The organism is Streptomyces sp. PH10-H1 (assembly GCF_030063355.1).
Taxonomy (GTDB): Bacteria; Actinomycetota; Actinomycetes; order Streptomycetales; family Streptomycetaceae; genus Actinacidiphila.
Genome location: NZ_JASISZ010000035.1, coordinates 1 through 13,570, shown reverse-complemented (window position 1 = coordinate 13,570; position 13,570 = coordinate 1). Strand labels below are relative to the sequence as shown.

The 13,570-nt window shown below is 70.6% G+C and carries 13 protein-coding genes and 1 pseudogene; 7 read left to right on the top strand and 7 right to left on the bottom strand.

Translation table 11 applies throughout. From position 1 onward, the window contains the following. Positions 1 to 47: 47 nt before the first annotated feature. Entirely contained in the window at positions 48 to 992 is a 945-nt protein-coding gene (locus tag QMK24_RS21195) for an ABC transporter substrate-binding protein (RefSeq protein WP_283468170.1), read from the top strand. Positions 993 to 1,205: 213 nt separating this feature from the next. Continuing rightward, positions 1,206 to 2,201, top strand: coding sequence for a hypothetical protein (locus QMK24_RS21190; protein ID WP_283468088.1), 996 nt, complete (start codon positions 1,206 to 1,208; stop codon positions 2,199 to 2,201). 27 nt (positions 2,202 to 2,228) lie between these two features. On the opposite strand, the gene QMK24_RS21185 is transcribed toward QMK24_RS21190, so the two are convergent. Then, positions 2,229 to 3,380 carry an NADH-quinone oxidoreductase subunit D gene (locus QMK24_RS21185; RefSeq protein WP_283468086.1) on the bottom strand — a complete coding sequence of 384 codons (1,152 nt, stop codon included), beginning with the start codon at positions 3,378 to 3,380 and terminating at the stop codon, positions 2,229 to 2,231. Between the two features lie 98 nt (positions 3,381 to 3,478). Next, on the bottom strand, positions 3,479 to 4,519 hold the full coding sequence (locus QMK24_RS21180; protein WP_283468085.1) for an SAM-dependent methyltransferase: 1,041 nt from the start codon (positions 4,517 to 4,519) through the stop codon (positions 3,479 to 3,481). Between the two features lie 238 nt (positions 4,520 to 4,757). On the opposite strand from QMK24_RS21180, the gene QMK24_RS21175 reads away from it, so the two are divergent. Continuing rightward, a complete protein-coding gene (locus QMK24_RS21175; RefSeq protein WP_283468083.1) occupies positions 4,758 to 5,729 on the top strand; it encodes a carbohydrate-binding protein in 972 nt (323 codons plus the stop codon). A 19-nt stretch (positions 5,730 to 5,748) separates the two neighbouring features. Here QMK24_RS21175 and QMK24_RS21170 read toward each other — a convergent pair whose 3' ends face one another. The 3 genes from QMK24_RS21170 to QMK24_RS21160 all read right to left on the bottom strand — a co-directional run bounded on the left by QMK24_RS21170 (position 5,749) and on the right by QMK24_RS21160 (position 8,957). Next, the gene (locus tag QMK24_RS21170; protein ID WP_283468082.1) at positions 5,749 to 6,756 is read right to left on the bottom strand and encodes a 1-phosphofructokinase family hexose kinase; all 1,008 of its coding nucleotides are present in this window, start codon (positions 6,754 to 6,756) and stop codon (positions 5,749 to 5,751) included. 96 nt (positions 6,757 to 6,852) lie between these two features. After that, positions 6,853 to 8,025: an N-acetylglucosamine-6-phosphate deacetylase gene (gene nagA, locus QMK24_RS21165; RefSeq protein WP_283468081.1), complete on the bottom strand. Its 1,173-nt coding sequence runs from the start codon at positions 8,023 to 8,025 to the stop codon at positions 6,853 to 6,855. Next, positions 8,025 to 8,957 (bottom strand): ROK family protein, encoded by a 933-nt coding sequence (locus QMK24_RS21160; protein WP_283468080.1) that lies wholly within the window; start codon positions 8,955 to 8,957, stop codon positions 8,025 to 8,027. The genes nagA and QMK24_RS21160 overlap by 1 nt, the downstream gene beginning before the upstream one ends. A 247-nt stretch (positions 8,958 to 9,204) precedes the next feature. Between QMK24_RS21160 and QMK24_RS21155 the strand changes: the two genes are divergently transcribed. From QMK24_RS21155 to otsB, 3 genes are all read left to right on the top strand, one after another. Next, positions 9,205 to 10,482 carry an extracellular solute-binding protein gene (locus QMK24_RS21155; protein ID WP_283468079.1) on the top strand — a complete coding sequence of 426 codons (1,278 nt, stop codon included), beginning with the start codon at positions 9,205 to 9,207 and terminating at the stop codon, positions 10,480 to 10,482. A 61-nt stretch (positions 10,483 to 10,543) separates the two neighbouring features. Beyond that, on the top strand, positions 10,544 to 10,777 hold the full coding sequence (locus QMK24_RS21150) for a DUF3263 domain-containing protein (protein WP_283468078.1): 234 nt from the start codon (positions 10,544 to 10,546) through the stop codon (positions 10,775 to 10,777). A gap of 209 nt (positions 10,778 to 10,986) precedes the next feature. Continuing rightward, positions 10,987 to 11,835: a trehalose-phosphatase gene (gene otsB / locus QMK24_RS21145; RefSeq protein WP_283468077.1), complete on the top strand. Its 849-nt coding sequence runs from the start codon at positions 10,987 to 10,989 to the stop codon at positions 11,833 to 11,835. Positions 11,836 to 12,188: 353 nt separating this feature from the next. Here the strand turns inward: otsB and QMK24_RS21140 are convergent, their stop codons facing one another. Beyond that, positions 12,189 to 12,479, bottom strand: a complete 291-nt coding sequence (locus QMK24_RS21140; RefSeq protein ID WP_502989158.1) for a transposase — start codon at positions 12,477 to 12,479, stop codon at positions 12,189 to 12,191. Between the two features lie 46 nt (positions 12,480 to 12,525). Between QMK24_RS21140 and QMK24_RS21135 the strand changes: the two are divergent. Next, positions 12,526 to 12,727, top strand: a pseudogene (locus tag QMK24_RS21135) (NF041680 family putative transposase); the annotation flags it as partial. Positions 12,728 to 12,823: 96 nt separating this feature from the next. On the opposite strand, the gene QMK24_RS21130 reads toward QMK24_RS21135, so the two are convergent. After that, positions 12,824 to 13,570 (bottom strand): RICIN domain-containing protein (locus QMK24_RS21130; RefSeq protein ID WP_283468071.1); only part of this gene is annotated, 747 nt, incomplete at its 5' end.

The following is a 13,570-nucleotide window of genomic DNA, read 5'->3' as shown; positions in this document are numbered from 1 at the left end:
GGGGCCCTTTGGATGGAGAACCGATGAACCCGACGCTGCGCGTCACCATGGTGGCCGCTGCCGCCGCACTGCTGCTCACCGGAGTTACGGGCTGCGGTGGCGACACCCTGGAGAAGAAGTCCGGCTCCAGCACGTCCTCCCCGTCCGGGGACAAGAAGGGCTCGCTGGTGATCGGCTCCGCCGGATTCACCGAGAGCGCGGTGCTCGCCGAGCTCTACGCGCAGATCCTCAAGGACGCCGGCTACTCCACCTCGGTACAGACGCTCAAGAACCGCGAGCTCTATGAACCGGCGCTGGAAAAGGGCCAGATCGACATCGTGCCGGAGTACGCGGCGACGCTCGCCGAATTCTTCAACACCAAGCAGAACGGCCCCAAGGCCACCCCGGTCGCCTCCGCCGATGTGACGTCCACCGTGAAGGCGCTCAGCACGTTCGCCGAGCCCAAGGGCCTGAAGGTGCTCGAAGCCGGTTCCGCCGTCGACCAGAACGCTTTCGCCGTCAACAAGGACTTCGCCGCCCAGCACAAGCTCAAGACCCTTTCCGATCTCGGGGCATCCAAGATCAAGGTCAAGCTGGCCGCGGGGGACGAATGCCCCGACCGCCCCTTCTGCTCGCCGGGCCTGAAGAGCAAGTACGGCATCGACATCACCGGCATCGACCCCAAGGGCGTCGGCACCCCGCAGGCCAAGCAGGCCGTCAAGGACGGGACCGACCAGCTGGTGCTGACCACGACCACGGACGCCACGCTCGACCAGTTCAACCTGGTGCTCCTCGAGGACGACAAGAAGCTGCAGAACGCGGACAACCTGCTTCCCGTGGTGAATGCCAAGGGCGCCGGCTCGGCCGACATCGCCACGGTGCTCGGAAAGCTGACCGCGGCGCTGACCACCGCCGATCTGACCGACCTCAACAAGAAGGTGGACGCGGAGCGCCAGAAGCCGGCCGACGTCGCCGCCGCGTACCTGAAGTCCAAGAATCTGATCAAGAGCTGACGCACCCGGCCCGGCCGGCGCGACCGGCCCGGAACAGGCTCCGGAACGGCAAGATCCATAACCGGACGCGGCGGATCACGGGGGGCATTGACGGAAACACATGGTGTTGGTCCGGATACCCTCCGTATTCGTCGCCCCATCCGTTGTGGGTGACACGGCGGTAAATCGGACTCCGGGGTCCCACGCGTCCCATTCGCACGCTAGTTTCGAGCCATGCCACGTGGACGCCACCGCCATTCCCCCCCGCTGCACCGGCTGCTGCCCCCGCTGACGTTCGCCGGGTCCGCGGTGGCCTGCGTCGCCGCGGCCTGGCTGAGCGCCGATCCGGTCGTGCTCCGCGCGATCGTCGCGGCAGCGGCGGCGGCCGCCTGCGGCGGTGCGGTCATGGCCCGCTCGTGGGACCGGGCGGCGGGACGGCGGGTCGCCGACCTCACCACGGCACGCGCCCGCGACGAGTGGCGCGCCGATGAACGCATAGCCGAGCTCGAGATGGACCTCGACGAGTCCCGGGAGCTGCGCGTCCGCCTCGACACCAAGCTCAGCGCCAAGCGCGGCGAGCTGGGCCGGCTGCGCACCGAACACGCCGCCCTGCTCCGCCGCTACGCCACCGCCGAGAGCGAGCGCGCCCGCGCCCTCGAAGGCCGCCGCCAGCTCGCGCTGGAAGCAGCCAAGGCACCGCTGGCCATCGCCTCCTCGGCCATCAGCCCGGCCGCGTTCCTCAAGGCGGACGAGGCCCTGCTCAACCTCGGCCGCAACGCCGCCCGTCAGCAGGCCCTGCGCACCGTCGAGGAGGCCAGGCGCCGCGACGCCGCGGCCTCCGGCGGCTCGGACGGTGCCGGCGGTGACGACGAGCCCCAGGGGCGGCACGCGGCGGCGGAGCCGTCCACGGTGCACTCGCGCTCCGAGCGGACGGGCGCCTCCGCCTCGTTGCCGGTCCGTGAGCACCGCCTCGTACCGGCTGTGGCGGCCGCCGTACTGCCTTACTCGCACCCCCACCGCTCCGGATCCGCCAGCCGCGCGCTCGGCGGCTTCGACTTCTTCGGCACCCAGAACGCCCAGAAGTCCGCCGCCGCGCAGGACCTCGCCGACGTGGTCGGCGAGGAGGCCTACGCGGAACACGAGGCGCAGGTCGCGGGCGAGGTCATCGATCTCACCGTGCACGACGAGACCGAGCAGATCGACGTCAGCGAGCTGCGGGCCACGTCGTAACGGCCGGGCGTACGCCCGGCCGCCGGTCTACTTGTCGACGTCTCCCACGACGAAGAACATCGAGCCCAGGATCGCCACCATGTCCGCGATCAGCGTGCCCGGCAGCAGCACCGTCAGCGCCTGGATGTTGTTGTACGACGCCGAGCGCAGCTTGAGCCGGTACGGGGTCTTCTCGCCCTTCGAGACCAGGTAGTAGCCGTTCAGCCCCAGCGGGTTCTCGGTCCATGCGTACGTGTGGCCCTCCGGGGCCTTCAGCACCTTGGGCAGCCGCTGGTTGATCGGCCCCTGCGGCAGCTCGCCGATCCGGTCCAGGCACGCGTCCGCCAGGTCCAGGGCGTTGTGCGTCTGGGCGAGCAGCACCTCGAAGCGGGCCAGGCAGTCGCCCTCGGTGCGGGTCACCACCTTCAGCGTGTCCTGCAGCTCCGCATACGCCAGATACGGCTCGTCACGGCGCAGGTCGAAGTCCACGCCCGAGGCGCGGGCGATCGGCCCGCTCACGCCGAAGCCGTGCACCGCCTCGGCCGACAGCGTGCCCACGCCGCGGGTACGGCCCCGGAAGATCTCGTTGCCCAGGACCAGGTCGTCGAAGCGGCTCATCCGCGACCGGACCTGCGCGATCGCGTGCCGGGCCCGGCCGAGCCAGCCGTTCGGCAGATCCTCCTTGAGACCGCCGACCCGGTTGAACATGTAGTGCATCCGGCCGCCGGAGATCTCCTCCATGACGTTCTGCAGTTCCTCGCGCTCCCGGAACGCGTAGAACACGGCGGTGATACCGCCCAGTTCGAGGGGGTATGAGCCGAGGAACATCAGATGGTTGAGTACCCGGTTCAGCTCGGCGAGGAGCGTGCGCGTCCACACCGCGCGCTCCGGGACCTCCATGCCGAGCATCCGCTCGACGGCCATCACGACGCCCAGCTCGTTGGAGAACGCCGACAGCCAGTCGTGGCGGTTGGCCAGCATGATGATCTGGCGGTAGTCCCGCGCCTCGAACAGCTTCTCCGCGCCGCGGTGCATATAACCGACGACCGGCTCGGCGGTGATGATCCGCTCGCCGTCCAGAACGATGCGCAATCGGAGCACTCCGTGCGTGGAGGGGTGCTGGGGGCCGATGTTCAGCACCATGTCGGTGCCTTCGGCCGCGCCACCGATGCCGATCGTGGTCTCCGTCATGGGGGGCATTCTGTCAGCCCGCCCTCCGGCCCCGCTTGCGGGCGGGCTGTCCCTCCCGATCGTCGGCCGGCCCACCGGTCGGGGCCGCGTCGATCAGGGCTCGTCGGTCAGGAGGGCCCATCGGTCAGCAGGCCGTGGCAGGCGCCGCCGACCGGGGTGGCGAGCCAGCGGAAGGCGCCGAGGCCGCCGGGGTCGGTGAGTTCCGCGGCCTCGCCGGCGGCGGCGAGGCCGCGGAGGTAGCCGCGGGGGTCGGTGGAGGCGAGGGCGAGGGGCGGGCGGGCCCCGGAGACGCCGAGAGCGCGGAGGGCGGCGCGCTGGGTGATCAGCGCGGTGGTGGGCGAGGTCACACCCGGGGTGATCGGCGGGGCGCAGGAGGCGACGGCGTCGAGGGCGACGTGCGAGGTGAGATCGCAGGAGCCGTCCGGCACCGGGGGCACCTCGCGGCCGTCGCGGAAGCCGGTGAGGGTGCCGTACGGGGGCCGCGCGTCCCGTTCATGGGCGTAGTCGACGGCGACGGCCAGCCCGGCGTCCAGCGACCCGGCCGCCGCCGCCCAGGCGGCGTCGCGGGGTTGCCCGATCTCGGCGCGGGCGCCGGGCGCTCCCGCGATCGGCCACCAGCGCCGCAGCCAGGCCGCGTCCTCGTCACGCAGCGGCCCGCCGAGGCGCTCCTGGCCGTCGGCGGGGAGTACGAGGACGTAGCGGGGTTCGCCGGCCTCGTCGGTCTCGGCGATGTCGACGGGGATGTTGTCGAGCCATTCGTTGGCGAACAGCAGCCCGCGTACGCCCCGCGGGGGAGCGGAGGTCCAGCTGACGCGGTCGTCGAGACCGGCGGGGCGCGCGGCCCGCTCGACGGCGTGCGGCCTGACCCGGGCGGCCACGTCGTCCGGCAGGGCGCCCAGGACGCCGGTCAGGAGCTCGCCGGCCCCCGCGCCGATGTCGACGAGCGCCAGCTCGTCCGGCCGGGACAGGGCCCGGTCCACACGGAGCAGCAGTTCTGCGACGGCCCGTGCGAAGAGCGGGGAGGCGTGCACGGAGGTACGGAAGTGCGCGGCGGGCCGTTCCCGCACGAAGAAGCCCCCGGGGCCGTAGAGGGCGCGTTCTGTGGCGTTCCGCCAGCCGGTCCATCCGGAGCCGTCGTCGTCGATCACGGGACCACCGTAGGACGTGCGTCCTGTCACAGGGGAACCGGAACGACCGGGTGATGCGTCGAAGGCCAGAGCGGGCAGTCCCTCGACCCGGGTAGGGTTCCGTGGGTCAAACATGTCCGCCCGCGACGCTGCGGAAGCGAGAGCGCAGGCCTTGTGACCGCGCCGCGGACTAATCGATCATGAGCCATGGGTGCACCCGCGCCTCGATGGGCATGTGCAATTAGGGAGTGAACAGCGGATGACGGCCGGCAATAACGGCGCCTCTGAGAACGACGACCCCTTCGCGTACTTGTACCGCTCGGAGGGCGGCGAGGGCGAGGTTCCCGGGGCGGCAGCTCCAGAGGGCGCGACGGTGGCACAGCCGGGCGTGCCCCGTACCTCGTACAACCAGGTCCAGCGGGTCGGCGAGCGCCGTCCGCAGCAGGGCGGCTACGGCTACCCGCAGCAGCAGTCCGGCTACGACCAGGGCCAGAACCAGGGTCAGGGCCAGGGCTACGTGCCACAGCAGTCCCAGCAGCCACAGCAGTCCCAGACGCATTACGGGCCGCGTCCGCCGGACGGGCCGGGACCGCGCGGCGGCGGGGACGGGCCCGCGCCGGGTCCGAACCGCAAGGGGCTGATGATCGGCGCGATCGCCGTGGTCGTGGCCGTAGCCGTCGGTATCGGCTATGCGATGACGGGTGGATCGGGGAAGCAGGACGAGGCGAAGAACAACCCGACTCCCTCGGCGTCCACGAGCGCCTCCGCCTCGCCGAGCCAGTCCGCCACCGCTCCCACCACGTTCTCCTCCCAGGTCGTGGACGCCGCTTCGCTCGGGCTGTCCGGCGGGGCCGTGAAGAGCACCGAGCAGCCGGGCGCCAAGGCGTCGGGTGGCGCGTACGCGGGCGGCATGACCACCGTCGGCGCGTCCGTCACCTGGACCTTCGACGTGCCCAAGGACGGTACGTACACGTACTTCGTCAGCTACGGCAACGCGGGCGAGGACGCCGGCCTCACCCTCAGTGAGAACGGCAAGGCCCGCACCAATCCGATGAAGATGCGCAATTACGGCAGCTACACCGACTGGTCGAAGGCATGGGGGAACACCACGTACGCGTGGGTGGACCTCAAGAAGGGTTCCAACACCCTCGCGCTCACCTGCGCGCCGGGCAACAAGTGCGGCGTCAACCTCGACCAGGTGTGGCTGAAGGAAGGCCAGGTCAAGAAGTAACGGGTCGGGTAGTAGCGGGTCAGGAAGTGGTGGCGGGCCGGGAAGCGGTCCGCGGGACGGCGGTCACCCGGACCTGCCCGAGCAGCTCCTCGTAGGCCGCCCGGTCGAACTCGCCCGCCGCGGGCGCCAGTACGGTCGCGGCGGACAGGGCGATCGCGCGAGCCAGCCGCCCCGGCCAGTCCAGTCCCTCGACGAGGCCGGAGAGCAGCCCGGCGACGGCCGAGTCACCCGCGCCCGTCGGATTGCCCGAAAGACGGGCCGGGGGCAGGGCCTGCCAGCAGCCGTCCTCCGTCACCGCCAGGATGCCCTCGGGGCCCAGTGAGGCGGCCACGGCGCGAGCACCGCGCCTACGGGCCTCCTCGGCGGCCTGTGCGGGCTGCGTGGACCCGGTGAGCTGCGTGAGCTCGTCGAGGTTGGGCTTGATGAGATCCGGGCGGGCGGCGAGGCCGCGGCGCAGCGGTTCGCCGCTGGTGTCCAGCAGGACGGGGACGCCCGCGGTACGGGCCTCACGGATCAGCTCCGCGAACGAGCCCACGGGCAGGCCCGGCGGCAGGCTGCCGCACAGCGCGACGGCGGAGGCCCCGGCCAGCAGCTTGCGGTAGCCGGTGAGGAACGCGGCCCACTCGCCCGCGGTGACGGTGGGACCGGCCTCGTTGAACATGGTGGTGTCGCCGGTCGCGTCGTCGACGATGCCGATGGTGCGGCGGGTGGTGCCCGCGATCGGCACGAGCGCGTCCTCCACGGAGCCGGCGCGGGTGTCGGCGCGGGTGCCGGTGCCCGCCCCAGTAGCCGTTCCGCCTGCGCCGAGCTCGGCGAGCCGTTCGCGCAGGACGTCACCGGTGGATCCGCCCGCGAAGCCCGTCGCGACGGTGCGGTGGCCGAGGGCGGCGAGCACGCGGGCCACGTTGAGCCCCTTGCCGCCGGGCCGCTCGACGGGCTCGGAGACCCGGTGGGTGGTGTGCGGGCGCAGGCGCGGAACGCGGTAGGTGATGTCCAGTGCGGCGTTCGGCGTGACGGTGATGATCACGCGTCGATGATGGCAAAGGAACGGCGGCCCGCCCAGTCCCGGGCCGGCCGCCGTTGCGCACGAGCGACCCGGCCTCAGGACGGGCGGTGATCCATCTCAGAACGGCCGGATGATCCATTCGCCCTTGCGCATCACGCCGACCAGGTCGTACGCCGCGTTGAGCACCACGAGGTCCGCGTCCTTGCCGGGCTCCAGGGAGCCGATGCGGTCGTACTGGCCGAGCAGCCGGGCCGGATTGACCGAGATCGCCTGGACGGTGTCCTCGAGCGACAGCCGGTCGATGGTGACGGCGCGCTTGAAGGCGGTGTCTAGGGTGAGGGTGGAACCGGCGATCGATCCGTTCTCGACCAGCCGGGCCACGCCGTCCTTGACCTCGACCTTCATCGGGCCCAACTCGTAGTGGCCGTCACCGAAACCGGCCGCGTCCATCGCGTCGGTGATGAAGGCCACGCGGTCCGCGCCCGCGCTGCCGAAGGCGAGCTCCAGGACGGCCGGGTGGAGGTGGGTGCCGTCGTTGATCAGCTCGACCGTGATCCGCTCGTCCTCCAGCAGCGCCGCGATCGGGCCGGGCGTGCGGTGCTGGAGGCCGGGCATGGCGTTGAAGAGATGGGTGGCGACCGTGGCCCCCGCGTCGATGGCCTCGATCGTCTGCTCGTACGTCGCGTCGGTGTGGCCGATGGCGGCGATCACGCCGTGCTCGACGAGCAGCCGTACGGAGTCGAGGCCGCCGGGCAGTTCGGTGGCGAGGGTGACCATCCTGGCGGTGCCGCGGGCGGCGTCGATCAGCTTGCGGACCTCGGCCGGGTCGGGGTCGCGCAGCAGCGACTCCATGTGCGCGCCCTTGCGGCACGGCGAGATGAACGGGCCCTCGAAGTGGATGCCGGCCAGGTCGCCCTGCTCGACGAGCTCGGACAGCAGCGCCGCGCGCTGGGCCAGTACGTCCATCTCGCCGGTGACCGTCGACGCCACGACGGTGGTCGTGCCGTGCTCGCGGTGGGTCCTGACGCCCTTGAGGATCTCCTCGGGGGTCCCGGAGGTGAAGGACGCGCCGCCGCCACCGTGGTTGTGGATGTCGACGAAGCCGGGGACGACCGTATGGCCGCTGAGATCAAAGGTGCCGGTCTCCGCGGTGCCCGCGGCCTCTGTGGTCCCACCGGCCGCGATACGGCCGCCGTCGACGGTCACCCGGCCGTTCTCCACCACGCCTGACGGCAGCACCACACGGGCACCGGACAGTACCGTGCGCTGCGTTGTCGATACGGGGGCCATCAGGCGGTTACCTCCACGGAGAGAAGATCCCAGGCGAGCAGACCCGCGCCCAGGCATCCGGCGGTGTCCCCGAGGGCTGCCGGGACGATGAGCGGGAGTTTCTGGAAAGTGATGCGTTCCTCGACCGCCGCGCGCAGCGGAGCGAAGAGCGTGTCCCCTGCTTCGGCGAGACCGCCGCCGATGATGAGGACGCGCGGGTCCAGAAGGGTGAGGCCGGTGACCAGGCCGTCGGCGAGCGCGGCGATCGCGTTGTGCCAGACGGCCAGCGCCCGCGGGTCGCCGGATTCGACAGCCTTGGCGCAGTCGGCGGCGTCGGCCCCGGAGTCGCCGCTGGCGGCGGCCCAGGCGCGGGAGACGGCGGAGGCGGAGGCGAGGGTCTCCAGGCAGCCGTGCTGGCCGCAGCCGCAGAGCGGTCCGCCGGGGCGGACGACGATGTGACCGATCTCGCCCGCGTAGCCGTGCGCGCCGGCCTCGATGCGGCCGTCGATGCCGATGGCTCCCGCGATGCCGGTGCCCAGTGGGAGGAAGAAGAACCGGTCGGCGCCCTTGCCCGCGCCGATGCGGCCCTCGGCGAGGCCGCCGGTGCGCACATCGTGCCCGAGGGCGACGGGAATGCCGCCCAGCCGTTCGGAGACCAGGGCCCGCAGCGGTATGTCGCGCCAGCCGAGGTTGGCGGCGTAGACGGCGATGCCGCCCACATCGTCCACGATTCCGGGCACGGCGACGCCGGCCGCGGCGGCCGGCTCCCCGTACTCGCGGATTCCGTGGTCCCTCAGGTCGGCGGCGAAACCGAGGATGGCGGCGACCACGGCCTCGGGGCCGCGTTCCCGTCCGGTCGGGCGGCGGGCTTCGTGCAGAAGCGTGCCGTCCTCCCCGACCAGGGCGGCCTTCATTCCGGTGCCGCCTACATCGAGCGCGATGACGTGTCTCACGGATGACAGTCTCCCCCTTTACCCCTCGAAAGGTCTAGTCCACTTACGTCATGAAGATCACCCTTCATGGGCCGGTGAAACGCCGGGAGTGCGGGGGTCCGTACCTTCTGTCCCGCCTGAAGGGGAAGGGCGTTGCCGAAGCGAGACAGCCGTGGTGTAGACCTTGGGTGGGCAGCGCGGGCAGACTCGGGCACTTGACGTCCCCGGGAACGCGCGGGGACGGGCGGATGAAGGCGGTAGGACAACGGTGCACCGGCGACGACTCCTGGGCACGGCGGCAGCGGGTATCGCGGCAGCGCTGGCTCTGACGACACTCAGTGGATGCGGCAGCAGTGCCGCCCTCGGCGGCGATGTCACGCTGCACATGGTCGCGGCCGACTACGGGACCGACGCGGCCACCAGTTCCAAGAAGTACTGGGACGACCTCGGCCGCGCCTTCGAGGCCAAGAACCCCGGCATCAAGATGGACATCCAGGTCGTCGACTGGGACCACGTCGACACCAAGGTCGCCGAGATGGTCAAGGCCGGCCAGGCCCCCGACATAGCCCAGATCGGCTCCTACGCCGCCTACGCGGCCAAGGGCCAGCTCTACGCTGCCGACGAGCTGTTCCCGATCAGCACCCAGGCCGACTTCATCCCCTCGCTCTCCACCGCGGGTGAGATGAACCGGACCCAGTACGGCATCCCCTTCGTCTCCAGCTCGCGGATGTTCTTCTACAACCAGACGCTCTTCGACGACGCCGGCATCAAGGAAGCCCCCAAGACCTGGTCCGATGTCAGGGCCGACGCGGTGAAGCTGAAGGACCTCGGCGTCAAGATGCCGTTCGGGCTGCCGCTCGGTCCCGAGGAGGCGCAGGCCGAATCCCTGATGTGGATGCTGGGCAACCAGGGCTCCTACACCGACACCGTCGGCAGCTACACCCTCGACTCCGCGCCGAACGTCGAAGCCTTCCAGTGGCTCAAGAGCAATCTGGTCGAGCCCGGTCTCACCGGCAGCGACCCGGCCAAGATGAACCGCCGCGATGTCTTCGACGCCTTCCTGGCCGGCAAGGCCGGCATGATCAACGGCCACCCGACGCTGCTCAAGCAGGCCCTGGCCAAGGGCATCAAGGTCAAGGCCGTGCAGATCCCCGGCCAGGGCGGCCGGATCGCCGAGACGCTCGGCGTCGCCGACTGGATGATGGCCTTCAAGCAGAACGGCCACCGCGGCGAGATCGGCAAGTTCCTGCAGTTCTCCTACAGCCCGGAGAACTCGGTCAAGTTCCTCGACGAGTACGGGCTGCTGCCGGTGACCAACTCGGCGATGCAGAAGATGCGCAAGGACCCCAAGTACAAGGACCTGGTCAAGTTCATCGACCTGCTGCCGTCCGCCCAGTTCTACCCGGTGAACAAGACCTCGTGGGGACCGGTCAGCGACCAGATGAAGAAGGTCATCGGCAACGCGGTGCACGGCGACCCGAAGACGGTCCTCAGCGATCTGCAGCGGTTCGCGGAGAACCAGGACGCGTCCGAGAAGGTCAAGTAGCGGGTACCGGGCGGCGGGCACCGGGCAGCGGGGAGGTCGGGTTCGGGATGGAGAGGTCGGGGTGGAGAGCGAGAGCCTGACGTCTCAGGACCGGGCGGTCCTCGACCTGGCCGCCCGCACCTGGGCCGGGCCCGGGGCGAAGGAGCGAGCCATCAGGGAGGGGCTGGGCATGTCGCCCACCCGCTACTACCAGCTCCTGAACGCCCTGCTGGACGACCCGCGGGCGCTCGTCCACGACCCGGTCACCGTCAACCGGCTGCGCCGCGCGCGCGACGCCCGCCGCGAATCGCGCTAGCGCGGGTCCGCTCGCGCGGGCGTTGTTCGGGGTGGCGTTGTTCGGAGTGGCGGTGGGTTGGATGGGCGCTAGCGCGGGTCCGCTCGTGCCGGCGTTGTCCGGAGTGGCGCTGCTCGGAGTGGCGCTGCTCGGAGTGGCGGTGGGTTGAATGCCGCGCGTGCTTCCGTGTGCCTGTCGTGCCCCGGTGCCGCCTCGGTAGGGTCGGTGTCATGAGCAGTCACCTGCTGACGTCCACCACATCCGACGGCAAGGAAGGCCTCGCGGCGATTCTCGCGAGGCCCGAACGTGCCGTGGTCGCTCTCGACTTCGACGGCACGCTCGCGCCGATCGTGCCGGACCCGGAAAGCGCCCGCGCCCACCCGGGGGCGGTGCCCGCGCTCGCGCGGCTCGCTCCACGGCTCGGAGCGGTCGCCGTGATCACCGGCCGCCCGGCAGGCGTCGCCGTCCGGTACGGCGGCTTCGCCGGGGTCACCGGACTGGAACGGCTCGTCGTCCTCGGCCACTACGGCGCCGAACGCTGGGACGCGGCCAGCGGCGAGGTACGGTCCGCCGGCGACCATTCGGGGGTCGACGCGCTCCGGGCGGAACTGCCCGGTTTCCTCGACCGGTTCGGTGCCTGGCGCGGCACGTGGATAGAGGACAAGGGACGCGCGGTCGCCGTCCACACCCGCCGCACGGACGATCCCGAAGCCGCGTTCGAGGCCCTGCGCGGACCCCTGGACGAGCTGGCCGCCCGCCACGGCCTCATCGTCGAGCCGGGCCGCCTCGTCCTGGAAATGCGGCCCCCGGGCATGGACAAGGGCGTCGCCCTCGCGACCTACCTCCGCGAGGTCGGCGCCGGCTCCGTGCTGTACGGCGGTGACGACCTCGGCGACCTCGCCGCCTTCGACGCCGTCGAACGGCTACGGGGCGAAGGGCTCCCGGGCGTCCGCGTCTGCAGCGGCACCGCCTCCGGCGAGGTCCCTGCCGAACTCGTGGCCCGCTCCGACATCGTCGTCGACGGGCCGGCGGGTGTGGTGGACCTGCTGAACGCACTGGCGGACGCGCTCGGCGCGTGACGCCTGCCGGCGGGGGGGGTGCGGGGGCCGGGTCCTCCGGGGCGGCGGTTCGAAATCGCCTCTTCACGTTCCAGGAGGCCCATCGAATAGCTCGGCAGCATTTCGAACCCCCACCCCTCCGGCCCCGTCCCCCTCAGGTCCACTCCACCCCTGCCCGCCCCGTTGCGGGCCGACGTGCATGCGCGTGCGCTCGCACCCGCAGGCGGAAAAGGGAGGAAGGGTGGGGAGAGGTCCGCCGCAGGCGTGGCGATGGCTGGCTGATCCAACGGGCACTACACCGGGAGTGCTCCGTGCCATGTACGACTCATCCTCGACGTCTACTGCGGTTGAACTCGCAGTGGCGGGCCCGGCGATCATTCCGCACTCATGATCAGCCCGGACTCGGTGAGGCAGCCGTCGATCAGTTCCGGGCAGTACTGGACCTTCTTGAGCTTGCGCTTCACGATGCGGGACAGGTGGTCGAGGCTGGCGGCGGCGAAGTCAGCCAGGCCGCGCTTGACCAGCGACCAGACGCCCTCCTGCGGATTGAGCTCAGGAGCGTACGACGGCAACTGGAACACCGTCAGCCACTCCTCGTTCTCCACGAAGAACAGTGCGAGCTCGTCGACCAGGTGGACGTTGAGATTGTCCCAGACCCAGACCACGGGGGTCTTGAGCTGATTGTGCGCTGCGACGATCAGGTCCCGGTAGCTCACCCCGGCCCGCGTCCGCCGCGGGTTGCAGGAACCTCCGCGCTCACCTGCCTTGCCCGGCCCGTGCTCCGAAACCGAGCCGTCCGGGCCCAGGGCGGCCACCCGGCTCGAAGAACCGGCGACCGGCACCCCGCTATGACGTGGGCAAAACCATCAAACTCCCAGAGACGATCACCGAACGCGAGCGGCTCAGGACATAGAGCACAAGCTGATCCGCCGTAGGACCGGATGCCGGTGCTGTGCCGAGGGGCGCCGACCCCGCCGCTGACCGATACGGGCATCGTTCTGAGGGGCTGTCAGAAGTGCCACTGCTGGTAGAGGCTCGAATTGCAGCGGTACAGATACACGGGCGAACCGCTGAGCGGCACATTTCCGTCGAGGCAGTGGCTACTGCTGCCGGACACCCTGGAGACCAGAGGGAGGTTGCCGCCGAAGGGTCCGGGAAGAGGCAACGGTGCGTGACCGCTGTCCCAGATCTCATTGCTGATGCTGTTGCAGGTCCACTGCTGAATCGGCGTTCCGTTGGCGGCGCCGCCCCGAGCGTCCAGGCACAGACCGTTCAGTTGATTCCGGAACTGAAATCTCGTACCGCCAAGGGAGACGAACGCCCAGCGCTGGCCGGCGTAGTTGATGTCACAAGTGGCTGCCACGATCGCTGCGCCTTGGTCCATCGACCCTTGCTCCGGCTCAAGACACAGCCCCGTTGCAGCGTTGGGGATCTGGTAGGAAGGGGGTGCGCTTGCACTGGCCGGCGAACCGACCACCAGAGTCATGGCCGATGCCAACGCGCCAGCCAACATGAGCGAAACCATACCGTGGCGATTCATGACGACGAGGGCTCCTTCTTGGGTCATCGAATCTTCCGAGGGCCCGCTGGCCCTCCGGTGCGCGTCCCCGTTGCCCGGGCCGCGATAGAGGGTCTTCGAATTTAACCGGGCAATCGCGTAGGCGGCACGCACGGTTGTGACGTTGCGTGACGGCGTGGTGGTTCCGGTGCCCTGGACGCAAGGGGCCCGCAGGCGTTCGTGATCATGGTTGTTCTC